Below are 23,839 nucleotides of genomic sequence, written 5' to 3'. Positions count from 1 at the left end.
TTCGCGCAGCATGATGCCCAGGGCGCTGCGGGCGTTGAGGTCGGCCTCGACGGTGGGCAGGCCAGTCGGATCGCCGGGGTAGGCAAAGTCGGCGGCGCGGCGGCCTGCCAGTTGGCGCAGGGCGGCATCCTCGCCCAGAAATTGCCGCACGAAGTCGGAGGCCGGGCGGTGAATCAGTTCGTCCGGCGTGCCGAATTGGGCCAGTTCTCCGGCAGTCATCAGGGCAATCCGGTCAGCCAGCCTCAACGCCTCGTCTATGTCGTGCGTCACCATAATTACGGTCTTTTTCAGGCGGCGCTGAATGTCGCGGAAGGCGTCCTGCAACTTGTCGCGGGCCAGTGGGTCGAGTGCGCCGAAGGGCTCGTCCATCAGCAGAACGGGCGGGTCGGCGGCGAGGGCGCGGGCTACGCCCACCCGCTGCGCCTGTCCGCCCGACAGTTCGGCGGGCTTTTTATGGCGGTACTCTTCCGGTTTCAGGCCCACCAAGTCCAGTAGTTCATCCACGCGGCGCTGGGTATCGCGTGTGGGGCGGCCCAACAGGTCGGGCACCGTCGCCACGTTCTGCGCCACGTTCAGATGGGGAAACAGCCCGATTTGCTGAATCACGTACCCGATGCCGCGCCGCAGGGTCTCCGGCTTCAGCGTGTGCGTATCTTGCCCGCCCAGCAGCACCCTCCCGCCCGTCGGCTCAATCAGACGGTTGATCATTCGGAGCGTGGTTGTTTTCCCGCAGCCCGAAGGCCCTAAGAGTGCGGTCAGTTCGCCCTCGGCAAACACCAGATTCAGGTCGCGCACGGCGAAACTGCCGCCGTAACGTTTCTCTAAGCCCTGCAACTCGATCATAAAAAACTCTGATTCTTCATGGAAACTCCGGGGGCGGGAAAGAACGGAACACGGGGATCAGCCCACGCGCCCGAAACGGCGGCCCAGCCAGCCTTCCAGCCTGCGCAGGGTTGCGTCTACGCCTATGGCCAGCAGCGCGGCGGGCACCGCTCCCAGCAAAATCAGGTCGGCGGCGGCACTTTGCAGGCCCTTAAAAATGTAGGTGCCCAGCCCGCCCGCGCCGATCAGGGCGGCCACCGACGCCACGCCCACCAGCAGCACAGCGGCCTGCCGAACCCCACTTAGCCAGACTGGGAGGGCCAGCGGCACCTGCACGCGCCAGAAGATCTGGCGGCCCGTCATGCCCATGCCGCGTGCGGCGTCCACCGTGCCCGCCGGAACGCCCCGCAGCGCCACCACGCCGTTCCGCAGGATCGGCAGCAGGGCGTACAGGGTCATGGCCGTCAGCGCCGGAGCCACCCCGATGCCCGAAATACCCGCCGCGCGCAAGGCCGGGAATGCATTGGAGAGGGCGGAAAGTGGCGCGATCAGCAAGCCCAGGAGGGCCAAGCTGGGGAGTGTTTGAATGGCGTTGGCGAGGCCCAGCACCGCCACAGCGACCCGCTCACGCCCCGCCGCCCAAACCGCCAACGGCACGCCGATCAGGGTAGACAGGCCCAGCGCCGTGCCCACCAGCCACAGATGTTGCGCCAGCTCCTGCACCCAGCGCGGGCCTTCGTTGCGGGCTTCGACCAGCACCGACCAGCCCGACAGGTGGCCCGCCAGCACCAGCGCCAAGACAACGGGCAACCATGCCCACGCCAGCACCCCTTGCCTCCCCGCCAACAACAGCCCCGCCCCGTAAACGGCGATCAGTGCGCCCAATCCGCTGAGCCACACGCCCGCCGCCGCACTGGCCCGCGCAAATTCGGCCTGACCTTGCAGAGCGCTGCGGGTTTGCAGGCCCAGCACCCAGAACACAACTACCACTGCCAGTCCAGTCACCAACCACGTCAGGCGCGGCACAAATCGGGCGGCCAGCAGGGGTAGCAGCGCCAGCACCACCATCAGAGCCAACAGCGCAGGGGGCAGCCGCAGATATTCGCCCGGTGCAAGGCGGTTGGGCCGCAGCAGCACCCAGGGCAACGCCGCGCCCGCCAGCATCGGCAGCGCGGCGAGGGCCAGCACTTGCAGCACGTCTCCTCTGGCCGCATTTTTGGCCGCCGACAGCAGAGGGGCGGAAGGCCGATCCACCCCCGCCCCTGCTGGATTGAGCTTGGTCACGCGGCGGCCTGAAGGCGCGGCTGATCCCAAGTCGGGAAAAAGCCACGCAACCTGCTGCCGCCAGTTTGCATGCTTACTTGATCAGCCCTTTGCTCTTGAGATACGTCTGAGCCACACTCTGCGCCGTGCGGCCTTCCAGCGCCACCTGCGCGTTCAGCCCTTGCAAGGTGGCCTGCGTCAGCGTGGCAAAGGTTTTGTTCAGTAGCGCCTCGATTTGAGGGTTGGCCTTCAGGATCGCCGTGCGCATGATGGGCGCGGGCTGGTACACGGCCTGTGCGCCTTTGGGGTCTTTGAGGGCCACCAGTTTCAGGGCCGACAGACTGCCATCGGTGCCGTAAGCCATCGCCGCATTCACGCTGTTGGTGCCGCTGGCCGCAGCCTGCTGCGTCTGGGGCGGGGTCGCGCCCGCCAGCGTCAGCTTCTGTTCGGCCTTCAGCTTAAAGCCGTACACCTGTTCGAAGGCGGGCATGGTGTCGGGGCGATTAAAGAATTCGGGGCTACCCGCGATCTTAAATTTGCCGCCGCCGTTCAGGTATTTGGCGAGGTCGGTGACGCTCGCGAGTTTCTGGGCACTGGCAAAAGCCTGCGGCACGGCAATGACCCAGGTGTTGTTCACATTGGCGGGCTTCAGCCAGGAAATGCCGTTCTTCACGTCGAGCTGGCGGGCAAAGCCGTAGATCACGCCGGGGCTACCTGCCTGCTTGGCCGTGATTTTGGCAGCGGGAAACAGGTATACGGCGTTCCCGGTGTACTCCGGATACACGTCGATTTCTCCGGCCAGGATCGCCTTACGGTTCACACCCGTATCGCCCAGATTGGTCTTATCGGTCACTTCCAGGCCCGCATTTTTAAGGGTCAGCACGATCATCTGGCCCAAGATTTGTGCTTCTGGATCAAGCTTGCTGCCCACGACAATTGGTTTGGCGGCGGCTGTAGTAGCGAGGGTGCTGGCTAACAAACTCAGGGAAAGGAGCAGGAACGTCTTCATGGGTGAGCCTCCGGTTTAAGTCACCGTACTGGGCAGTACAGGGCAGGGCATGTAGGACGAATGACAAAAGGGCCAGAAGTTGCGTCCAGATGAAGTCTGCATAAAGTTTCGGTCACGGTGCAAAGGTCTCCGTACTGGAACCTGAGTAGTATACAAGTTTTATAAACTGCTTTGTTAAACCCATCAGGGTGGAAGCAACTACAGTGGAGGTCGCCAAGAAGCAACAAAAAAATCACCCCCAAATGCTGAGGATGACTGAAGCGCAGGAAGAATGGTAAAGGTTAGAGTGTGCCCTTGAGCGTGCTGGCCACTTTAAAGCGTACTTTCTTACCTGCAGGAATGGTGATTTTGTCGCTGGTACCGGGGCGCACGCCCTGACGCTCGGCGGTCGCAGCCACGCTGAGGGTGCCTAAACCGGGGAGGCCTACGCTTTTGCCGTCTTTCAGGGCAGCAACGACCAGATCAAGCATGCTGGATACGGCTTCGGCAGCCTGCTTCTTGCTAAGGCTCGTGGCATCGGCGACCAGATCGATGATCTGTGTCTTAGCGACTTTGGAGGCGTCGGCAGGTGCTGTGGCCGTATTAGAAGCCTTGCCTGTCCCTTTGGGGGCAGTCTTGCTGGCAGCAGGTTTCTTGGCGGCAGGTTTGGTGCTTTTGGTCATGGGTAGGCCTCCGGAGGATGAATTGTGAGCAGTTGTTCAGCTCAAATGGACAGTAACACACGTTTGGGCTTAAGCAAATTCGGAAAGGTGCGCTGGCGGAGGTATTTCACGGTATTTACCTGCTGTTCCCGTGGCGACAAAAGCAGTGATAATGTGAAAAATCTCCCTTAAACTGGGAAATATAAGTGAGCAAAGAATGAGTAGATGATTAAGTCTTGGTTGCCCCCATCACGGAGGCGGCAGGGCGCAATTTCAGCACTCGCACGTCTGCGGAGAGGGCATCGAACGTCCAGATTCGCCCCCATAGCCTTTCGCCGATTCCACCCAGCACCTTCAGCGCCTCTAACGCCATCATTCCGCCCACGATCGTGGGCAGTGGCCCCAGCACTCCAGCTTCAGCGCAGGATTCGGCCCCTTCGGGTATGGGGAAGACGTCGCGGAGCCCCAGTGCTGCCCGACTTCTGATTGGATCAGGCCCGAATACACTGACCAGCCCAGTGCTGCCGCTGGCCGCCCCCCACACCGAGGTTTTCCCGGCCCGCGTGCAGGCATCTGCGATGGCATAGCGGGCCTCGAAATTGTCGGTGGCGTCCATGATCAAATCCACGTCGGCAATCAGGGCGTCGGCGTTGTCTTCGGTCAGCATGGGCGCAGTAGCTACCCGGACAAACGGGTTGATGGCCTGTGCCCGCGCCGCCGCTACCGCTGCTTTGCTGCGCCCCACGTCGGCCAACTCAAAGTGGGTCTGGCGGTGCAGATTGCTCACGTCTACAGTGTCGGCATCGGCCACCACGAGCCGCCCCACACCCGCTCCCGCCAGTTGCAGCGCCACTGGGCCGCCCAGTCCGCCCGCGCCCACTACCAGTACCGAGGCCGCCCTCAGCCGCTCCTGTGCGCCCGCTTCCTGCCATTCTGGAACCAGCAGGGGCCGGGAATAGCGGCGCAGTTCGGCGCGGGAAAGGGGAGAGGAGGCGTCGGGCGACATAGCAGGAGTCTAGCGGTGTGCCACCTCTGGTTTTGCAGAACGGAACCCCGTTTCATTCCCAATTCCCAACCTCCGGTCAGCTTTGCCCACCACCCTACGGCGTACCCTGTAGTCATGCTGGTTTCCGACCGGGTTCAAGACATCCTCACGCGAGAGCGCACGTTGCTGGCCGATCTTCAGGCGTTTCTGGAAACGCAGGGCGCACCGCCGGAAGCCGTGGACTACGCCCGCACCGCTACACGATCACTGGATGAGGTGTTTTTGCTGGTGGTGGTCGGCGAGTTCAATGCGGGCAAAAGCAGTTTCGTGAATGCCCTGCTGGGCGCGTCGGTGCTGCCTGAAGGCGTGACGCCCACCACAGACCGGATTTATGTGCTGGTACACGGCGAAAAACCCGGCGCGATGGAGCCTACCCGTGATCCGTTCGTGAGCCGCCTGACCTATCCGCTGCCCAGTCTGGAGGGCGTGGCGTTGGTGGACACCCCCGGTACCAACGCGATTATTCGGCAGCATCAGGCGCTCACGGAAGGGTTTTTGCCGCGTGCCGACCTGGTGCTGTTTCTGACCAGTGCCGACCGCCCCTTTACCGAGTCCGAACGCCAGTTCCTCAGTCTGGCTGCCCGCTGGGGCCGGAGCGTGATCATGGTGGTCAACAAGTCCGACCTGCTGGAAACGCAGGCCCAGAAAGCACAGGTGCGCGAGTTTGTAGAAGCGGGCGCACGCGGCGTGCTGGGCCTCACGCCGCCCGTGCTGCTGATCAGTGCGCGGGGGGAGCAGCGCGGCGGCGATCCGGGCTTTCATGCCCTGCGCGAAGTGCTGAAGCTGCGGCTCTCGGATACCGAGCGAACCCGATTAAAACTGGCTTCTCCGCTGGGCACCGCCGCCGAAATCCTGAGCGGCGAGGAAACCCGCGCCCACGCCGCCCGCCAGACCTTAGGCGAAGATGTGGCGATTTTGCGTGATCTGGAGGGCCAGCGCGAACGCCACCGCGAGACCATGCTGGGCGAACTGGACGGCCAACTGAACCGCATGGGCCGCCTGCTCAGCGAATTCGAGGTGCGGGCCGACAAATTCATAGATTCTAAGCTGACCTTCCGCAATCTGCGCGGCCTGATCAACAGCCGGGACATAGAAGACGCCTTCCGGCGCGAGGCTGTAGCTGACCTGCCTGACGCCATTGACCGCCAGTTCGGCACCATGATCGACCGCTTTGTCGAAGCCAATCTGCACTTCTGGGAAGACGTGCAGGCCTTCCTGATTCGCCGCCAGCCCAGCAACGAGGTGGCCCGCACGCGCTTCAGCTATGACCGGGGAGCCTTGCTGGAAGGGATTGCTGGAAGCGCCCGTGACCATCTGGAGACCACCACAGAGCACGAACTGGGCCGCCAACTTTCCCGCGACGCCGAAGACGCCCTGAAGGGTGCGGTGGGCGGCCTGGCGGGGGGCATCGGCATCGGCGCGGGAATCGGCGCACTCATTGGAGCCAGCGCCCTCGATTTTACGGGCGGCATCCTGGCGGGCCTGACGCTGGGCAGCCTCGGCCTGTTCGTGTTGCCCAACAAGCGTGTACAGGCCCAGCGGGGTCTGCGCCAAAAAATCGCCACCCTGCGTGCCGCCCTAGAACAGATCGTGCGCCGCGAATACGAGCGAGAGCAGGAACGCGCCGACGCGAGGTTGCGTGACGCTATCAGCCCCTACACTCGCTTCACCGAGCAGGAGCAGGCGAGGTTGGCAGGCGCGGAAGTTCGGGCCGCCCAACTGCGGGCCACGTTGGAGGGGCTGCAAACAGAGGTCAAAGCTCTGGGTTGAGGCAGAGTGCTGGACGCAACTGCCGTCCCCTCTACAACCGCTTCACCCAAAACCGCATTTCCTTCGCCGTCTCCTGCTCCTGCCCCACATCCCGCCACGTCATCTGCGTGTGCAGATCAGGCCGTTCGGTGTAGCCGCGTGCCGTCCAGAACGCATTCAGTGGGCGGTCATCGGCAGGGCGGGCCGGGTGAAACTGAGGGCGCTGCACCGCGCAGAACGCCGTCACGCCGAGGCCCAGAGCGCGGGCATGGGCTTCTCGCACTTCAAAAAACTGATGGCCTAGCCCGCGCCCCCTGAACTCTGGCAGCAGCACGCTTTCGCCCAGATACAGCACGTCTGCCGGGTCAAACTCCGGGGCCGTAAAGGGAGCCTGAATCTCTGGCGTTTCTTGCTGCAACGGGAGGGCGGTGCTGGCCCCCACCACTCGCCCGCCGGGTTCCCGCGCCAAGGCCACCACTGCGCCCGGCGCGTTCAGGTAGGTTCGCAGGTAGGTTTCTTCGTACTCCGCGTCGCCCTCGTACAGGTAGGGGAAGGCCCGGAAGACCTCTTGCCGCAGCCGCGCAAGTTCTGGCAGCGCGGCCCGCAAATCCTCACCTGTAGCGGGAAGAACCGTGATGGGTTGCTCAGAAAGCACAGGCCTCAGCCGCCCACCTGCCGTGTCCAGTCGGCCAGATTGTAGTAGTTAGTCACGCGGGAAATCCGGGGGCCATGCCCGCTGTCTCGCACCTCGAAAAACGCGCCCACAGGCAGCATGTAGCGTTGCCCGGCGGCCTGGGGAAGGCCCGCATCGGTCTTCAGGTATTCCCCGTGAATGATGAATTCGGCGGCGGCGCGGGTGCCGTCTGCGCTCGCCATGACCACCAGATCGGCGGCCTGCTCGCGGTAATGGGCGTCCATTTTGGCCAGGAAGGCCCGGAAGGTGTCGCAGCCAATCTGCGTCTCGCCCTCGTTGATGTCGTGGCGCACGTCCTCGCTCAGTAGCGCCAGCATTCCCGCTGGGTCGGCGGCATTGAAGGCGGCGTAGTACTGCTGCACCAAACTGAGGGCCGTCGCTTGTGGGTTGGCAGTCATGTGCCTACCATATCCGTTCCATATTCATTCTGTGCGTCTGTGGCAGCGTTTTTGGGGCCGTGAAGGAAGAAGGATGCCTGTACAGGGCCAGACTTCATGTACTTCATCTGAACTTGAGCTTAGATCTGTTCTAGAGGTCATGAGCAAAACCTCTCAACAGATTGCCCTGACTTACTGACAAACCCTGCTTCTGCGCTTGACAGGGCCATTCTTCTGCTAGTTTAAGAACAAATTAAATTGCATGATCTGCGACTCCGAGTCAATCGGGGCCGCTTGTAACGGAGGAACTCCGCATGAAATCAATGCGTTACATCATTACCCGGCCCTGTTTGCAAGAAGGCAGCTTACGCCTTGCCAAGTACATCGAAGGCCATTTTCCTCAGAGTGGCCCGGCGCAATTTGTAGATGACCGGGGCCAGGAACACGCGGTGCAGATTGACCGCGAGCGGGGCCGGGTATGGGGGTTGGGCGGCCTGTACCACGCCCAGCATCTGGGTGTAAACGACGTGCTGATGCTCACTGCCCTCGCGCCCTCGCGCTATCAGGTGGAAACCATCGTGAAGCCCCACGCCGCGCAGCCGCCACCACGCACGCTGCCCAAAACCCCCGAATCGCGCCGGGTGGTCGTGTCCTCTACGCCCCATGTGCGGGAAGTGCGCATGGAGCGAATCGACGCCGAAGCGGACGCGGCCAAACTGGAACAGGTCAAGACTGAGCAGGCCCGGACGGAAAGCCGCAGCGAAAGCTCTGAAGCCAGAACCGAGAGCCCCAGAACTGAGGCCAGGGGCGAAGCGAAAGCGGCAGCACAGCCAGAGTCGCGGGCAGACTTCAGAGAAGGGGCTGCCCCGGTGCAGCTTCCGGCCACCGAACGCCTGACCGCCCAATTGGTCACGGCCCAAGTTGGACAGGCACAGGCTGGACAGATGCAGGCCCAAGCGGTACAGGCCCAGGCCAGCAACACGGTCAGAATCACCCCCACCCGCAGCGGTCTGAACGGCGCGGTCATCGGCAGCAATGGCAGCGGGAACAACGGATACACGAACGGGTACGTCAACGGAAACGGCGTGCAGAGCAGCACCGACTCCAGCCCGATCCAGATCAAAGCGGCTCCAGCGGTGCAGCAGCCCGCGCCCTCCAGCTTGCCGCCCCTGCCCACCACTCCCGAAGGCATGGTCACGGAACTCGCCCGCCTGACCGGATACCGCCTTGATCATCCGGGCGGCGGCCTGTTGCGCCTGACGGCAGATTTGGGGCCGCAGCACAGCTACACGGTACTGATTGCACCTACGCTGGCGGCCATGGCTCAGGCCACCTGGAAGGAAGCAGCGAGGGTAACCGACCTGCACCGCGCCCTGCTGACCACCGAACAGGAACGCCCTCCCGCAGGTGTTCCCCGCTTGACCGAAGAAGCGTTGGCCGCCTTGGTCGAACACGCCCGCCTTGCGCCTATCAGCGCCATCGACCTGCGCGGCTACTGGCGTGCGGGCAATATGGATCTGGAAAGTGCCGCCAGCATTGCGGAACTGGTCAGCGCCCACCTCGCCCAGCGCGGCGCGTTTACCTTCGTGTTGCTCACGCTGTCTCAGCAGCCCCCGCACAGCATCGTCAGCATGAACCGCCTGGCCGAACGCCTCGGCAGCGGCGTGAATACCGCCGAACTGACCAGCATTCTGGACACGTTGACCCGCGCTCCCTTCCTAGCATTGGCCCCGTTGCCCGGTGGTCAGTACCTCTTGCGCGTAGGCGTCAGCGATTTGCTGAGTGATCTGACCGACTATTCGCAGGGCGTGCGCCGCCGCGTGCGTGCGCCTGCCCAGATCGATATCATCACGGCCTGAGTTCAAGTATTTAAATATAAGCCTGCCCGCTTTCCCTGAGAGGAGAGAGCGGGCAGGCTTATATTTCTGAACGCTGTTCTCCTAGCGCAACGTCGCGTAGGCCAGCGTCCACAGGGCGTCTCGGCGGCTGGGCAAGGTGCAGCTTTGACCGGGTGGGCAGCCCTGAAAGGGATTGGGAACGTCTACCGTGCCCGGAACCAAACTTCCCGTAATGGACAGTGTATTGCCCGCCTTACTGATCAGGGTCAGTTCGCTCAGCGGTTGCAGGGTATTCAGGGTCATCGGCACGGTGGGCACTCCACTTTGGCGCAGGCCAGTGGTTACGCTGATCGGGCCAGCATAGATTTTCACGCCGGGCGTGGTGCGGGCCGTAATTTCGTTCAGGGCGCTGCGCCAGCCTGCGCCGTTGGGGTTCCCGGTGCCTGCGCCGCCGTAAATGGTCGCCACCCGCGCCGCCGGATTCCAGCCGATGCGCTGGCCCGCCAATTGCACCAGAGAGGCCAGGGGCGTCATGAGTGCGCCGCCCACACGGGTCAGAGAGATGGCTTGGCCCGCAGCGGTCAGGGTCATGGCCTGCGTGGTGCAGGTCAGCGCCAGCAGGTCGCAGGCTTCGGCAGGCGGCACCAGCACGCGCCCGTTTTGCAGGGTGGGCAGCGCAGTCAGGGCGTTGACCCACGCCAGATTTTCAAAGCGCACGACGACAGGAGCCTGATTGAGGGGCAAGGGCGTGGCCTGCGCCGTTCCAGCCAAAGCGAGGGCAAGAACAGCAAAAAAAGGGTGTGCAGTCATTGGGGCACCTCGGAGAGAACAAAAGAAATGTGGTGTTCATGGCCTATAGCTCAGAGCCAGCTTGACCCTGCCCCTACTTCAGGAAAATACTGCCGGTTTCATTGCCCGCATCCTGAAACTGAATAGACCACTTCGGCCCCTGCCCGTCGCTGCGGAGGCTTTCTTCGGCCCCGGCATCGTTACTCGGAAAGGTGCAGTAGCCGCCGGTCTGCTCGGCCACCCAGGCCCCGGCGTCGGCTTCCGTTTGCCCGATTCGGCTGTCCTGCCAGCGCACGCCTTTCATGTAGCTGCCGGTGCTCAGGTTTTGCTGCCCGTACTTCTGCCCGATGGTGGTCATGCGCTTGAGGATATTTGCGCCGCCCTCGGCGCTCCAGCCGAATCGGGCATCTATCGGCGCACGCAGCGTCAGGGTGGCCGGCGCGCGGTCTTTGCTGGTCTCGCCCTGCATGCTCATGCTCAGCACGGTCAGGTCGGCATCCTGTGTGACCCAGAAGGTCAGTTGCGCTTCCTGGCCTGCCAGCAGCCGCCACGGTGCGCCCCCGGCCTGCTTTTCGTCCGACAGGGTAATGGCGCTGGGGCCGCCCATCTGCTGCACCAGAAAGAACGGTGCCCAGTCGTCCTGCGGCCCGCCCAGATAGCGCCCGTGCTGAAATCCGGCGTCCACCGCGCCGCCCTTGCTGCCCCAGCCGCCCACATAAATAAACGCCGTGTCGCCGTGCCCGGCCTCTTTTTCCTCTTTCATCTCGCCCTTCACGTCGCTGGGCAGGTACATCGTGCTGTCCTGGTAGGCATAACCAGGCTTGGAATACACGCGGCGGTACGGCCCACTCTTCTCGTCGCGGCAGTGGACGGCCACGCCTTTTTTGCCCGCTGCGTCGTCTTTGCCGGGGGTCAGGGAACGCACCAACCCGCCCAATAATCCAGACAAGCCGCCGTCGTCTGCCGCCTGCATGGGGAGCCCCGTTACTGGGTGCAGCGGGAAGCGGTGAAAGCGCAGGGCTCCGGCCAGCGCCGCGCTGTTGGCCGTGATGCCCTGCGGCGTCAGGATCGCCAGATGCTGCGCCCGCGTGGGCGTCAGGTCGCGGGTCAGGCGGTGCAGCAGGGCCGGGTCGGGGCCGAAAGCAGGCCAAAACGGTGGCGCGGGCGGCGGCGTCCAGAGGGTCATGGCGTATAGCCTAGAGCATCGGCCAAAGCGGGGGCGTGTTGCCGAGTGTGGCGAGTGGAAGAGAAGTCTAAGGGTCAAGGGTCAAGGGTCTAAGGGCAGGGCAACTGCTCTGGCCGCCTCAGTCCTTCATCGCCAGCTTTTCCTTGCTCGCCTGAACCCACAGCACAGGCACCAGCAACCTGCCCCGGCCTACACTCGTCGGGTGAGTCCTTGTTTCCCCCCCATTCCGTCTACCCTTGCTCCCTCATTGCAGGTGGCAGCACTGGCATCTCGTTTCGTTTTGACCTATACTTGCGTGAGGTGGTTATGCTGCTAGCAGAAATTATCAGTGTCGGAACAGAGCTGTTGCTGGGCGAAATCGTCGACAGCAATGCCGCGTTCCTGGCCCGCGAACTGGCGGAAAGGGGGGTCACTTTGCACCGCAAAACTGTGTTGGGAGACAACCTTGGCCGCGTGACGGACGCCATTACGTTGGCGTTGTCGCGGGCCGATCTGGTGATTCTGGGCGGCGGCCTCGGCCCCACCGACGACGACCTGACCCGCGAGGCTATTGCCGCCGCGCTGGGCGAGACTCCCACCGAAGATCCAGAGCAGATGGCGCACCTGCGCGGCCTGTACGAAAGCCGGGGCCGCGCTATGCCCGAAGTGAACCGCAAGCAGGCGTGGCTGATTCCCAGCGCGGAAGCGTTGGCAAATCCGGTGGGAACGGCTCCCGGCTGGTTTGTCCGGGTGCTGCCCGTGGGGGTCGGGGCCGCCCCCGACTCTCCGAGCGGAGCGAGTACGGGCAAACTGATCGTCGCCCTCCCCGGCCCACCCTTCGAGATGCACCGCATGTGGCGCGAGCAAGTCTTGCCGCGTCTGCCCTTGCCCGCCCGCGCCTTCCATGCCGTAACGCTGCACACGCAGGGCATCGGGGAAAGTAACGTGGCGGAACTGTTGGGGGCGCTGACCCGGCAGGCCAACCCCAGCGTCGCCACCTACGCCCGCAAAACGGGTGTGGATGTACGTGTGGCGGCCAGTGCGCCCACCCCGCAGGAAGCTGAAGCGTTGGCTGCTCCCGTGCTGGAACAGGTACGCGGCCTCCTGGCCCGCTGGACTTGGGGCGAGGACGGCGACACCTTGGCCTCGGTGCTCACCAGGGCATTAGGAACCCGCACCCTCGGCGTCATAGAGGCAGGCAGTGGCGGCACGGTCTGTGCAGCTTTGGCCGATGCCCCCAACTTCTTGGACGCTGCCGTGACCGTAGACCATGCCCGCCTGATTACGCTGGGTCTGACTCCGGTCACGCTGAATGCATACGGCGTGGTCAGTGAGCAGGCGGCCCGCGAACTGGCTGCCGGTGCGCGTGAGTATCTGGGGGCGGCGGTGGGCTTGGCGGTGGTCACAGCCACGGCAGGCGCACTGGCCGGACAAACTTACATTGCGCTGGACACGGGTGAACTGCAAAAAACAGCTCACCTGAACTGGCCTGGCGACGCCCCCCAGGTGCGCGAACGGGCAGCAATGGCGGCGCTGGCGTTGGCCCTCCGCAGTCTGCAAACCCGTGACGAGGTACAGGCATGACCCGGCCTGCTCCCAAGCGGGGGCCGCAAGCTTCCGCAGCCGTCAAGCCGCAATCTCAGAAACCGCAATCCCAGAATAAGAACCAACCCCGTCCAGACAGTCCTGCACGCATAGAGACTCCTGCGCCCGAACCCAGCCTGCGCCTGTTCTATGCGCTCACTCTGCCCCGCGAGATTTCTACCCCGCTGGCCGAAACGCAGGCCCTCCTGAAGGGCAACTGGCGGGCGGTGCGGGCCGACCAGATGCACGTCACGCTGGCGTATCTGCCTGCAGTGCCGCCCGAACGCCTGGGCGACCTGCGCAAGTTGGGGGCCGACCTGACGCTGAATGTGCCCACGCTGGACGTGCGGTTGCGCGGCACAGGCTACTTTCCCAATGAGGGCAGCCCCCGCGTGTGGTTCGTAAAAGTGGAAGCCGAGGGGCTGGCAGAACTGGCCGCGCAACTGCGCGAAGGCATTGCTGCGCTGGGCCTCGCCACCGACGAGCAACCCTTCAAGGCGCACATCACGCTGGCCCGCAAGAAAGGCCCGGCTCCGCGTGTGCCGCCCAAAACCTTCGATCTCGGCTGGCAGGCGAGCAGCGCAGTCTTGGCACGCTCGATTCTCCGTAAGACCGGGCCGCTGTACCAGACAGAAAGCACCTTCCGCTTCCGTGCTGGCGCGGCAGAAACAGAGCCGCCCCTGCCGGACGCACCCGATCAATCCGCCGAATTCTGATCCCATCCGTTAAATACCGCCCTTCCGCCCGCGCCCTTATCAGACGCAGCTCCCAAGGAGTACACCATGAGCAAGGACAGCAATAAAGACACCGTTTTGCACCTCCCCAACGACGCCAAAGAGCGCGCCAAGGCCATCGAAAATGCCATGACCCAGATCGAGAAAACGTTTGGCAAGGGCAGCATCATGAAGCTGGGCGCGGAAACCAAGCTGGACATCCAGACCATCAGCACGGGCAGCCTGAGCCTTGACCTGGCGCTCGGCGTGGGCGGGATTCCCCGTGGCCGCGTGACCGAAATCTACGGCCCCGAGTCGGGCGGCAAGACCACGCTGGCCCTCAGCATCCTTGCTCAGGCCCAGAAAGCGGGCGGCACCTGCGCCTTCATCGACGCCGAGCACGCGCTTGACCCCGTGTACGCCCGTGCGCTGGGCGTGAACACCGACGAACTGCTGGTGTCTCAGCCCGACAACGGCGAGCAGGCGCTGGAAATCATGGAACTGCTGGTTCGCAGCGGCGCCATTGACGTGGTCGTCGTGGATTCCGTGGCCGCCCTGACGCCCCGCGCCGAAATTGAGGGCGACATGGGCGACAGCCTGCCCGGTTTGCAGGCCCGCCTGATGTCGCAGGCTCTCCGCAAACTAACCGCGATTCTGAGCAAGACCGGAACCGCCGCCATTTTCATCAACCAGGTTCGCGAAAAGATCGGCGTGATGTACGGCAACCCCGAAACCACCACCGGGGGCCGCGCCCTGAAGTTCTATTCCTCGGTGCGCCTGGACGTGCGTAAGATTGGCCAGCCCATCAAGGTCGGCAACGACGCCGTGGCCAACACGGTCAAGATCAAGACCGTGAAGAACAAGGTCGCTGCGCCCTTCAAGGAAGTGGAATTGGCCCTCGTGTACGGCAAGGGCTTTGACCAGGTGGCCGATCTGGTGGGCCTCGCTGCCGACATGGACATCATCAAGAAGGCGGGCAGCTTCTATTCCTACGGCGAGGAGCGCATCGGGCAGGGCAAGGAAAAAGCCATCGCCTACATCTCCGAGCGCCCCGAAATGGAAGAAGAAATCCGCGCCCGCGTGATGGCCGCCATCAAGAACGGTGGCGTCAGTGCGCCGACGGTGGCGACTGTCGCTGCCGTAGCCGAGTAATTTCGAACTTTTAGCCCGCGCCTCTGCCCACCCTGGGTGGGGGCGCTTTTCGCCGCTGTATCACGTACCCTCTCCGCCTTTTGACGGATGCGCGGGCGGGGGGCCGCCACCTAAGCTGTACCCATGCTCGCGCTGGGGCACTCCCCACAACGGAAGGCATCGACAACCTAGCGCGAGACGCCCCCGCCTGCAATGCACAAGCGGGGGCTTTTTGGTGGTGGTTGCATGGGCTGAAACTGATGGCCCAACGCTTAGTTTTAGCCCTCTTTGCGCCCCGCAAAGGCCCAAGCCGCAGGCAGCAGCAACGCGGCCAGCAGCAGCTTGATGCCGTCTCCGATCAGGAAGGGCGTCAGACCGTATTCAAGGGCCTTGGTCGCCGATACGTTCAGCACGTTGCCCAGCCACAGCAGGCCGGGAATGTAAATCACAACGTTGCCCACCAGCATCGCCAACGCCGTGCCTGCAAATTTGCGATCCAGGGCGTAGCGCTCGGCCAGCCATCCCACCAACCCGGCAGCCAGGATGAAGCCCAGCAGGTAGCCGCCCGTCGGCCCCATGACCTTAGCCAGTCCTGCCCCGCCACCGCTCAGGATGGGCAGGCCAGCGGCTCCGGCGGCCATGTAGAGGGCCAGTGCCGCCGCGCCGCGCTTGCTGCCCAGCACCGCGCCCACCAGCAACACCGCGAGGGTTTGCAGAGTCAGGGGGACGGGCTGCATGGGAATTTCGACCTGGGCGGCGAGGGCCACCACCGCCGCGCCACCCACGACCAACAAGACATTGCGAATCAGGCTGTGGTGGGGGGCGAGGGTCTGGGCCAAGGTGGGATAACCGGGTGCAACGTGCGTCATAAGAACTCCTGTGAATCTGTCTGATGAATCCGAGAGAGGCTGAATTGGGGTGTAGATGAATCTTAACCGGGTGCGGGGGCAGGGGAGGCCAGTTGCCCAACCAACTGCACGTCGCCCGCGCTGATGGTCACGACCTCGCCGCCAGACACCTGCACCAACAGGCTCCCCTGCGCATCTATATCCAGCGCCGTGCCTGCTACCGGGCCACGCGGCGTCTGCACCTGCACGGGCCGCCCCAGCGTCACACTGGTCTGCCGCCAAGCCGTCAAAATCTGCGCGAGCGGTTGCGCCAGCCAATGCTCCAGCGCGGCCAACAGGTCGGCCAACAGGCGGTCGCGGGTCAGGTCGGGCCGCCATTCGGTCAGAAAAGCGGCCCCGCCTGGCGCGGCAGACACGTTGATTCCGATGCCCAGCACGGCCCGCCGGACTTCTTCGCCCCGTAGATCGGCCTCCAGCAGAATGCCTGCCAGTTTGCGGCCATCGGCAGCCAAAAGGTCGTTGGGCCATTTCAGACCACCTATTCGGGACGCCGCCTGCACCGCCACGCCCGCTGCCAACGGAATCAGTGCCAGTTCGGGCAAGGTCAGGCCATGCAGCAGCACACTAAAAACCAGCGTACCGTGCGTGGTGTCCCAGGCCCGGCCACGCCTGCCCCGGCCTGCGCTCTGCCGTTCGGCCACCACGACTGCGCCGTGTGCGGCTGGTGCAGCGGCGTCATCGGCCCAGGCGCGGGCCACATCCTGTGTGCTGGTGACAGTTCCGGCGTAGCGCAGGGCCTGCCCGAAGGTGTGGGTGGCCAGCAGCGGGGCCACCAGCATCGGCGCAGGCGTGCCCGCCGCCAGGGCGTACCCCTCGCGAGAAATGACCACGGGCACGCCGTCTGCTTCCAGCCGCCGCGCCAGCGTATTCACGGTGACGCGCCCCACGCCCAGCCGCGCCCCCAACGCCTCCCCAGATTGAGGAAGGTCGGAGAGCAGCGGCAACAGACGGTCAGGCACGTTCAGAGTTTTAGACTAAATGCTGAACGAAGGCAATGAACCCGGTTCAGTGTCGGTGTGGTAAGGCGGTGGCGGGCTGAGGAGAGACAGCCTGAGGTGCGTGAAGAGGTCAACTCAGCCTCTCGCTGTTTTCTCACCTTCTACAATCCACCCTCCACAATCCCTCTACACTTCCTCCATGCCCTCTGCCCTCCTCTGGCTCGCCCTGGACGGCGTGGGCCATCCTCTAGACGCAGTGGGGCCGGATTCCATCTGGGATCAGCCGTTGCCTGCGCTGCGGCCCCTGATCGACGCCGGGCAGGCGCTCGATACCACCTTGGGCGTGCTGGGACTGCCGCAATCGGGGACAGGGCAGGCGTGCTGGCTGACCGGGCAGGACGCCGTGCGCGTGATGGGCGAGCATTTTGGGCCGCATCCGGGGCCGACCTTGCAGCGCCTTCTGCGTGAATCGGCGCTTCCGGTGCGGCTGGCACAGGCAGGCGCAAGGGTGGCCCTCGCCAACCATTACCCACCGCCCTACTTTGAAGCGCAGGCGCGGCGACCCCGTATGGGCTGTTTTCCGTTCTCGTTTCTGGCCGCCGGAAGCCCACTGAACCCGCCCGGCGTGCCGCCTGTGCCTGCCACACTGGGCCTCAGTTACACCGAACCTTGGCAGCCCGTGCGCCCACTGGACGAGGTTTCTCGCCTGGGCGAGAGCCTGGCAACCAGCGCCCAAACCCATGATTTGTTGGTGGCAGACCTCTGGTTCAGCGACCCACTGGGCCATCTGGGGAGCCTGCCCACCCGTCCGGCGGTGGCAGCGGCGGCGCGGGCGTACCTTGTGCGGGTAGACGCGTTGCTGGCCGGAGCCTTGCAGGCCGGGGCACAGGTGCTGCTCACCTCCGATCATGGGAACGCCGAAAACTTGACCGTCAAGGCCCATACGCTGGCCCGCGTGCCCTTCGCGGCATCAGGTCTGAGCCTGCCAAACGCGAGCAATGTGGTGGAAGCTGGACAGGCCCTTGCCCACTGGTTTGGCTTACCGCCGCAGACGGCAAAATCTGACATTGACCACACGAGAGACTGAAAGTTATCCACAATTTTATCCACAGGCCTTGTGGACAACCTATGGATAGACCTGTGAAACACCCCCTGCAAAGAGGGGATTTTGACTGTGTGGGACGGCCTGCAAGCGGGTTTCCGAAAGGTCTCTGAAAAGTCCGAAAGTTATCCACAGTGAAACGCATGCCTGTGGATAACTATGCTCCGTCAGCAGAGGAGCCAGAACGTGCGGCCACAACGAAAGACCACACCAAATCATGATTTTTCACACCCGCAGAACTCTCTAGGCGGCTCACGGCGTCCACTCCCACCGGGTTCAGTGCCCGGATCGCGGCAGCCACGTTCTGCGGCCCCAATCCACCCGCCAGCCAGGCCCCTGCCGGAAAGATCGGGCGCAGGGCTTCCCAGTCCAGCGGCACGCCACCGCCCGGTTCCGGGGCGTCCAGCATCAGGGTCACGCCGGGGACTTCCGCAACCTCTTTCGCGGCTTCTAGCGCGTCTGCACCTGCCAGCAAATCGGCGGGGCGCAACACACGCAGAACGGGATGATAGCGGGCCACCTCGCTCACGTAAAGGCTTGACAAATCGCCGTGAAGCTGCACGGCACTCATCCGCGCCCGCTCTGCCGTTCTGAGTACCTCGTCTAACCCCTGATCCAAAAACACGCCGACACGCGCCACGACTGGCCCCACGCTCAGGCTGGCGGCCCGCGCCACTTCTGCCGATACCAGCCGTTTGCTGATCGGCGCGAAGATGAACCCAAGGGCATCGGCCCCAGCCTCAGCGGCCTGTACGGCGTCGGTAACAGACGTGGTGCCGCAGACTTTCACGCGGATACGGGGTGCAGTCGGGGCGGTCATTCGTCCTGCTGGCCCTGTTGGGCTTCCAGAATTGCCACCCGGTCTTCCAAACTCCGGGTGCGGCGGATCAGGGCCAGCAGCAGCAGGGCGTAATGGTCATACAGCTTTGGCCGTTCCATGCGGGCCTCACCCGACATCCAGTCGCCCAGGAGCCGCTCGGCCTGTGCCAGCACTTCATCGTCGGGCACGTCGCGGTAATTGCGCGAGCCTAGGATTTCGCGGGCAAAGTTCAGTTCGTGGTCGGACATAGAGCCATTTTGCGGGATAGCGGGGCAAACGTTTGGGCGAGGAGCGTCTAAGGGTCGAGGATCTTTAAGGTGCTGGGGCAGGAATGCGTCCGACTCTCCCCCTCACCCCACTGCTCATGCAGCGCCCCTCTCTGCTGCGCAGCTCTGCGAGTCCCACAGGGGCGAGGGCAACAGAACAAGGGCCGGAATAGGGGGCCGTGAGCCTCGTGACCCTTGAGGGGATGCGGGGAGGGGTAAATGAGCGTCAGCGATTGCCCTTCTTAGACCCTCAGACCCTCGACCCTGAGGCGCCCTCACGCCCCACCCGGAACCCCAGCCTCGGCAAAGGTCTGCATTTCCCGCAGGGTGGCCGCCGCTGCCAGCAACATAGGCGCGGCCAGCACGCCCCCCGTGCCCTCGCCCAGGCGCAGGCCTAGACGGAACATCGGTTTCAGATTCAGGTGCGCCAGTTGCGCCGCGTGCCCGATTTCGGCGCATTCTCCGGCGGCAAACAGGAAGTCGGCCAGGGCGGGGGCCAGCGCCACAGCCAGCAGGGCCGCGCTGCCTTCTACAAACCCGTCCAGAATGACGACCTTACCCAGCGCCACCGACTGAAGCATCATGCCCAGCATCGCCGCGATCTCGAAGCCGCCCAGATCGGCCAGCACGCCCAATGGGTCTGCAAGAGTGCTGCCGCCGCGTGCCAACGCCTCCCGCACGGCGGCCACTTTGCGCTCCAGCGTGGCGTCGTCTACGCCCGTGCCCCGTCCGGTTACGGCGACAGCGTCCTGCCCCAGCATCCGGGCAGTCAGGGCCGCAGCAGGCGTGGTGTTGCCGATGCCCATTTCTCCGGGCACGATCAGGTCTGCGCCGTCCTGCACAGCTTGGCGGGCCAGTGCCGCGCCTGCCAGAATCAGGGCCACTGCTTCATCCCGGCTCATGGCAGGCCCGGTTCTCAGGTCGGATGTACCGCGACGCCCCAGTCCCCCCAAGTCCGCTGCTCTCACCAACGCCGGGTGCTGCGGCAGGTCGGCATTCACGCCCGCATCCATCACGTACACCCGCGCTCCCACACTGCGCGCAATCGCGTTCACAGCGGCTCCGCCCAGTCCGGCGGGGGTGTCGGCCAAAAAGTTGGCGACCATGGCGGGCGTGACTTCGGGCGGGTAGGCGCTGACGGGGTGCGGGCCTGCCGCGACGCCGTGATCTGCCGCCGCCACCAGCACCGCCACGCCGCGTGGATGGGGTCGGTCTGACCCGAACACGCCCGCCAGCCGCACACTCACCTCTTCCAGATCGCCCAGCGCCCCGTGCGGTTTGGTCAGTTGGGCTTGGCGCGTGCGGGCAGCGGCCACCGCCCCGGCGTGGGCAGGCTGCACGGCGGCAATCAGGGCGGCAAGTTCGGTGGGCAGGGAAGGAGTGGGCATAGTGGGAGCTTAGGGTAGGGCAGGGGAAGGTGTGGCTTAAGCTTAAATCTGGCTTGGAAGGTGAACCCCCTCCGTTGCTGGCGCAATGCCCCCCTTGACTTCAAAAGCTCCGTAGGAGAGGGGAGGACAAGTGCGCCTTTTCTACTTCAGCTGCAGCGGCAGCCCGCTTGCCAGCAGATACGCTTCGGCTGACGCGGCGGCAAAACGCTGGTTGACCCGGCCCAGAATGTCGCGGTAGCTGCGGGCCAACGCATTGTCGGGCACGATGCCGCTGCCGACTTCGTTGGTCACGGCGATCAGCAGGCCGCCGCGCACGGTCTGAGCGTGGAGTACGGCGTCGGTACGCGCCAGAATCACCTCTTCATCCAGACCCGACAGCAGCAGATTGCTGACCCACAAACTCAGGCAGTCCAGCAGCACGGTGGGCGTGGGCGCGGCTTGCAGGGCGACCAGCACGTCCAGCGGCTCCTCTACGGTGTGCCACTCGGCGGGGCGGTCTGTGCGGTGGCGGGCAATACGGTCTTCCATCTCGGTGTCGAAAGCCTGTGCAGTGGCGAGGTAAGTCACGCTGCTTTCTGCCCGCTCCTGCGCGATCTTCTCTGCAAAACTGCTTTTGCCGCTGCGTGCGCCGCCTGTGACAAATATAAGGGTCATAGGATGGATTCGCGCAGGAAGTCGGCCCAACTGCGCCCCTGGTAAGCCGCCTGCGGTGCCGTGAGAACGCCGCGTCTCACCGCCTGCAAAAAGGGGTGAGGGGGCGCGAAGGGCAGTGGCAGCAACAGCTTGTGCTGGTGGTGAGCGGCCAGCCACGTCCGGGTCAGCTCGTGCAGGGTGATGATCTCTGGCCCGGCCAAGACCGCTTCGCCGCGTGTGCCGTGCAGGGCGTGGTCGGCCAGCACAGCGCCTACATCCGCGACAGCCACAGGTTGCAATTGACCCGGCAGCAGCGGCACCAGCGGCCAGCGCGTCAATCCGGTCAATATTTCGGCCACAAATTCCTGAAACTGGGTGGCCTGGAAGATCAGGTAAGGGAGGCCGCTGCTCTGTACCAGTGCTTCACCGCGCACTTTGCCCGCGTAATAGCCAAAAGCAGTGGCCTGAGCCGCGCCCACGATAGACACGTACAGCACCGCAGGGGGCGGGGTTGCGGTATCGCGGCAGGCTTGCAGCAGATTGCGGGTGGCGGTGACGTCCCGCATGGGGTCGGTGGGGTCGTGGGCAGCATGAATCACGGTGCCCACGCCGCGCAAAGCTCCGGTCAAGCCTTCACCGGTTGTGAGGTCGCCCGCGACGTAGGTCAGGCCCGCAGGGGGCGCGGCAGCGGGTATACGGCGCGTCAGCACCCGCACCTCGGCCCCATGCCGCAACAGTTCGGCCACGAGGGGGCGGCCCAATTGCCCCGTACCACCTGTGACCAAGAAGGGGGCCTGTAGAGTTTGTGTGGAATTCACTTTCTCAGCTTAGCCAGTGGGCGGGGCCAGATGCGAGAGCCACCAGTCCCCGCCCGCTGAAGTGGGATGTGCGGCGGCCCGGTGCAGCACCGCCCTGCCCCCCGGCGCAATTTCAGCAGCCCGCAAACCCACAGTCAGGCGCAGCAGGGCCAGCAGCGGGCCAGCATGGGTGAAGGCCACCACGGTTCCCGCGTGTGGCAGGGCGTCTAACCACTTCTGAAGGCGGGCATGGAAGGTGCGCCCCGTTTCGCCGCCCGGTGGCCCAGAGTCCGAACCAGGGTCGGAGAGGGCGTCTATCCATTCCCGTGGGGCAACACCATATTCGTCTTCCAGTTCGGCCCAGGTGTGGCCTGCCATCACGCCAAAACGGGCTTCTTGCAGGGCCGGCGCAGCCTGTGCGTGCGGAAACCCTGCCAGCGCCGCCGTTTCGCGTGCCCGCCGCGCCGGAGAGGTATAAGCCAACAGATAAGCGAGTGGCGAGGCTGGAAGTGTGCCCGCCAATCCTGCCGCCAATATCCGCCCCGCATCCGATAGGGAGGCGTCCTCGCCGCTGTGCGGATACCGCCGCTGGGCGTTGGGCAGCGTGGGCGCGTGCCGGATCAGGTACAGGGTCAGTGGCAGAGAAGTTTGGCTCAACCCTTCCCCCACGCAAACGCGCCCAGCGCCACCAGTTCGGCCACCACCACAATCATGCCGTAGATGTCGCCGCTGATGCCGCCGCCCAAGCGCCCCGACGCGAACCGGGCCACCAGCAGCGCCGCGATCAGGGCCGCTAAAAAGGCCAAGCCCGCTCCCGGCAGCAGCAGCGCGGGCACGGCCAGCAGCAACGCCAGCCCCCAGCGTCCCTCGCGTGAGCGTGCGCCCAGCGATTCCTGCCGCGCCGCCGGAAACAGGTTCATGGGGGCCAGCAGCACCAGCCGCGCTGCCACCGCTGCCACCACCACTGCATAGGCCGGAATATCCGAGGCCAGCAGGCTCCACAGTGTCAGCAGGCTCAGTGCCCCGGTCGCCAGCCCGAACGCGCCCACATGCACGTCATGGATGATTTCCAGACGGCGTTCCGGGCTTTTCATGGCGAACAGGGCGTCGGCGCTGTCCACCAGACCGTCAAAGTGCAGCATTCCGGTCACGAGCAGCCACGCGCCCACCGCCAGCGCCGCCCGCACGCCGTCTGGCAGCGGCAGGGGCAGCCACAGCGTCAGCGCCACCACGCCGCCCACCGCGTACCCGGCCAGCGGGTAATAGGCACTGGCCCGCGCAAAATCGCCATCTTCCACCTTCTGCACATGCGGCAGCGGCAGCGTGGTCAGGAAAGTCAGGGCGAGGTGGGCGGCGGCCAGTTGCTGCCGAAGGTGTTGCCCTAAAACCGTCTTCAAGCGGTGGCCTTTTCTGAGGCAAGACTGGTTCCGGCATAACTGGTGCCAGCATGAACGTGAACCTGTGCCGCTACGGCGAGGGCCAGCGTCAGGACATGATCTGCTGTGGGGCCAATCTCAACAGTCAGCGTTCCCAGCGCGGCGTCTACCACCCGCACGCGCAGGGCCGCGCCGGGGGTCAGGCCCGCCGCCACCAGTGCCCGCAACTGCTCGGCGTCGCCGTCTGGCACGCGGGCCACCATGCCGCCGTCGCCCACCGCCAGCTGGGACAGCCGCCGCTCGGCCCGTGCAGGCACCTCGCCCGCCAGCGTGGGAATCGGGTCGCCGTGCGGGTCGTGGGTGGGGTCGCCCAGCCACGCGGCAATGCGGGCCTCTAGGCGCTCGCTCAGGGCGTGTTCCAGCCGCTCGGCTTCCTCGTGTACCTCGTCCAGTGGCACGCCCAGCGCCCGGTGCAAAAACAGTTCCAGCAGGCGGTGATGCCGCAGCACTTCCAGCGCCACCCGCTCGCCCTCGGCGGTCAGGCGTGCGCCCTGATACGGCGCGTGAGACACCAACCCCTGCTCGCTGAGCTTGCGGAGCATTCCGGTTACGCTGGCCGGAGCCACGCCCAGCGCGTCGGCCAACGCCTGCGTACTGACTTTGCCGCCGCCTTTTTGCCCGCTCAGGCCAAGGGCGTACAGCTGTTTGACGTAATCCTCGGCAGAGGGAGAGAGCGTGCGGGCGGTCATGGCCCTATGGTAACGGCGGAAGGGGGGATTGGGGTGGAAGGT

General features: G+C 64.7%; 25 protein-coding genes (1 of these 25 cut by a window edge). 6 read left to right on the top strand and 19 right to left on the bottom strand.

What is annotated here, in order from left to right; genetic code table 11:
- From M1R55_RS06130 to M1R55_RS06110, 5 genes are all read right to left on the bottom strand, one after another.
- Positions 1–843 carry the 5' portion of an ABC transporter ATP-binding protein gene (locus tag M1R55_RS06130; RefSeq protein WP_249393811.1) on the bottom strand. It extends 117 nt beyond the left edge of the window, so 843 of the gene's 960 nt are visible here — the first part of the coding sequence; it begins with the start codon at positions 841–843; its stop codon lies off the left edge, out of view.
- Between the two features lie 57 nt (positions 844–900).
- Positions 901–2,106, bottom strand: coding sequence for an ABC transporter permease (locus M1R55_RS06125; protein ID WP_371827162.1), 1,206 nt, complete (start codon positions 2,104–2,106; stop codon positions 901–903).
- Between the two features lie 73 nt (positions 2,107–2,179).
- Positions 2,180–3,094 (bottom strand): glycine betaine ABC transporter substrate-binding protein, encoded by a 915-nt coding sequence (locus M1R55_RS06120; protein ID WP_249393810.1) that lies wholly within the window; start codon positions 3,092–3,094, stop codon positions 2,180–2,182.
- Positions 3,095–3,375: 281 nt separating this feature from the next.
- A complete protein-coding gene (locus M1R55_RS06115) occupies positions 3,376–3,756 on the bottom strand; it encodes an HU family DNA-binding protein (RefSeq protein WP_249393809.1) in 381 nt (126 codons plus the stop codon).
- A 208-nt stretch (positions 3,757–3,964) separates the two neighbouring features.
- Positions 3,965–4,741, bottom strand: a complete 777-nt coding sequence (locus M1R55_RS06110) for a HesA/MoeB/ThiF family protein (protein WP_249393808.1) — start codon at positions 4,739–4,741, stop codon at positions 3,965–3,967.
- Between the two features lie 114 nt (positions 4,742–4,855).
- On the opposite strand from M1R55_RS06110, the gene M1R55_RS06105 reads away from it, so the two are divergent.
- The gene (locus M1R55_RS06105; protein ID WP_249393807.1) at positions 4,856–6,550 is read left to right on the top strand and encodes a dynamin family protein; all 1,695 of its coding nucleotides are present in this window, start codon (positions 4,856–4,858) and stop codon (positions 6,548–6,550) included.
- Between the two features lie 31 nt (positions 6,551–6,581).
- Here the strand turns inward: M1R55_RS06105 and M1R55_RS06100 are convergent, their stop codons facing one another.
- A complete protein-coding gene (locus tag M1R55_RS06100) occupies positions 6,582–7,184 on the bottom strand; it encodes a GNAT family N-acetyltransferase (protein WP_249393806.1) in 603 nt (200 codons plus the stop codon).
- A gap of 5 nt (positions 7,185–7,189) precedes the next feature.
- Entirely contained in the window at positions 7,190–7,621 is a 432-nt protein-coding gene (locus M1R55_RS06095; RefSeq protein ID WP_249393805.1) for a ketosteroid isomerase-related protein, read from the bottom strand.
- A 293-nt stretch (positions 7,622–7,914) separates the two neighbouring features.
- On the opposite strand from M1R55_RS06095, the gene M1R55_RS06090 reads away from it, so the two are divergent.
- Positions 7,915–9,459, top strand: a complete 1,545-nt coding sequence (locus M1R55_RS06090) for a hypothetical protein (RefSeq protein WP_249393804.1) — start codon at positions 7,915–7,917, stop codon at positions 9,457–9,459.
- 81 nt (positions 9,460–9,540) lie between these two features.
- Here the strand turns inward: M1R55_RS06090 and M1R55_RS06085 are convergent, their stop codons facing one another.
- Complete coding sequence (locus tag M1R55_RS06085) at positions 9,541–10,248, bottom strand: hypothetical protein (RefSeq protein WP_249393803.1); 708 nt, start codon at positions 10,246–10,248, stop codon at positions 9,541–9,543.
- Between the two features lie 73 nt (positions 10,249–10,321).
- A complete protein-coding gene (locus tag M1R55_RS06080; RefSeq protein WP_249393802.1) occupies positions 10,322–11,413 on the bottom strand; it encodes a hypothetical protein in 1,092 nt (363 codons plus the stop codon).
- A 306-nt stretch (positions 11,414–11,719) separates the two neighbouring features.
- Between M1R55_RS06080 and M1R55_RS06075 the strand changes: the two genes are divergently transcribed.
- The 3 genes from M1R55_RS06075 to recA all read left to right on the top strand — a co-directional run bounded on the left by M1R55_RS06075 (position 11,720) and on the right by recA (position 14,841).
- Positions 11,720–12,976 (top strand): CinA family nicotinamide mononucleotide deamidase-related protein, encoded by a 1,257-nt coding sequence (locus M1R55_RS06075; protein ID WP_249393801.1) that lies wholly within the window; start codon positions 11,720–11,722, stop codon positions 12,974–12,976.
- Complete coding sequence (thpR, locus tag M1R55_RS06070) at positions 12,973–13,692, top strand: RNA 2',3'-cyclic phosphodiesterase (protein ID WP_249393800.1); 720 nt, start codon at positions 12,973–12,975, stop codon at positions 13,690–13,692. Before M1R55_RS06075 ends, thpR begins: the two co-directional genes overlap by 4 nt.
- A 66-nt stretch (positions 13,693–13,758) precedes the next feature.
- Positions 13,759–14,841 carry a recombinase RecA gene (recA, locus tag M1R55_RS06065; RefSeq protein WP_249393799.1) on the top strand — a complete coding sequence of 361 codons (1,083 nt, stop codon included), beginning with the start codon at positions 13,759–13,761 and terminating at the stop codon, positions 14,839–14,841.
- Positions 14,842–15,098: 257 nt separating this feature from the next.
- On the opposite strand, the gene M1R55_RS06060 is transcribed toward recA, so the two are convergent.
- Entirely contained in the window at positions 15,099–15,689 is a 591-nt protein-coding gene (locus M1R55_RS06060; protein ID WP_249393798.1) for a biotin transporter BioY, read from the bottom strand.
- A gap of 62 nt (positions 15,690–15,751) precedes the next feature.
- Entirely contained in the window at positions 15,752–16,687 is a 936-nt protein-coding gene (locus M1R55_RS06055) for a biotin--[acetyl-CoA-carboxylase] ligase (RefSeq protein ID WP_249393797.1), read from the bottom strand.
- A gap of 178 nt (positions 16,688–16,865) precedes the next feature.
- Here M1R55_RS06055 and M1R55_RS06050 point away from each other — a divergent pair, with 178 nt between their 5' ends.
- Positions 16,866–17,753 (top strand): metalloenzyme domain protein, encoded by an 888-nt coding sequence (locus tag M1R55_RS06050; protein WP_249393796.1) that lies wholly within the window; start codon positions 16,866–16,868, stop codon positions 17,751–17,753.
- Between the two features lie 172 nt (positions 17,754–17,925).
- On the opposite strand, the gene M1R55_RS06045 is transcribed toward M1R55_RS06050, so the two are convergent.
- From M1R55_RS06045 to M1R55_RS06010, 8 genes are all read right to left on the bottom strand, one after another.
- Positions 17,926–18,588 (bottom strand): phosphoribosylanthranilate isomerase, encoded by a 663-nt coding sequence (locus tag M1R55_RS06045; RefSeq protein ID WP_249393795.1) that lies wholly within the window; start codon positions 18,586–18,588, stop codon positions 17,926–17,928.
- Positions 18,585–18,836, bottom strand: a complete 252-nt coding sequence (locus M1R55_RS06040) for a hypothetical protein (protein ID WP_249393794.1) — start codon at positions 18,834–18,836, stop codon at positions 18,585–18,587. Before M1R55_RS06040 ends, M1R55_RS06045 begins: the two co-directional genes overlap by 4 nt.
- 293 nt (positions 18,837–19,129) lie before the next feature.
- Positions 19,130–20,242: a nicotinate-nucleotide--dimethylbenzimidazole phosphoribosyltransferase gene (cobT, locus tag M1R55_RS06035; protein WP_249393793.1), complete on the bottom strand. Its 1,113-nt coding sequence runs from the start codon at positions 20,240–20,242 to the stop codon at positions 19,130–19,132.
- A gap of 141 nt (positions 20,243–20,383) precedes the next feature.
- On the bottom strand, positions 20,384–20,896 hold the full coding sequence (gene cobU / locus M1R55_RS06030) for a bifunctional adenosylcobinamide kinase/adenosylcobinamide-phosphate guanylyltransferase (protein ID WP_249393792.1): 513 nt from the start codon (positions 20,894–20,896) through the stop codon (positions 20,384–20,386).
- Positions 20,893–21,693 carry an SDR family oxidoreductase gene (locus tag M1R55_RS06025; protein ID WP_249393791.1) on the bottom strand — a complete coding sequence of 267 codons (801 nt, stop codon included), beginning with the start codon at positions 21,691–21,693 and terminating at the stop codon, positions 20,893–20,895. Before M1R55_RS06025 ends, cobU begins: the two co-directional genes overlap by 4 nt.
- A gap of 9 nt (positions 21,694–21,702) precedes the next feature.
- Entirely contained in the window at positions 21,703–22,329 is a 627-nt protein-coding gene (locus M1R55_RS06020) for a histidine phosphatase family protein (protein WP_249393790.1), read from the bottom strand.
- On the bottom strand, positions 22,326–23,069 hold the full coding sequence (locus M1R55_RS06015) for an adenosylcobinamide-GDP ribazoletransferase (RefSeq protein ID WP_249393789.1): 744 nt from the start codon (positions 23,067–23,069) through the stop codon (positions 22,326–22,328). Before M1R55_RS06015 ends, M1R55_RS06020 begins: the two co-directional genes overlap by 4 nt.
- Positions 23,066–23,797 (bottom strand): metal-dependent transcriptional regulator, encoded by a 732-nt coding sequence (locus M1R55_RS06010; RefSeq protein ID WP_249393788.1) that lies wholly within the window; start codon positions 23,795–23,797, stop codon positions 23,066–23,068. The genes M1R55_RS06015 and M1R55_RS06010 overlap by 4 nt, the downstream gene beginning before the upstream one ends.
- Positions 23,798–23,839: the final 42 nt, after the last annotated feature.

It is taken from the genome of Deinococcus sp. QL22 (genome assembly GCF_023370075.1).
Taxonomy (GTDB): Bacteria; Deinococcota; Deinococci; order Deinococcales; family Deinococcaceae; genus Deinococcus.
The sequence above is the reverse complement of the archived record's forward strand: the minus strand, read 5'-3'. Positions and strand labels throughout refer to the sequence as shown.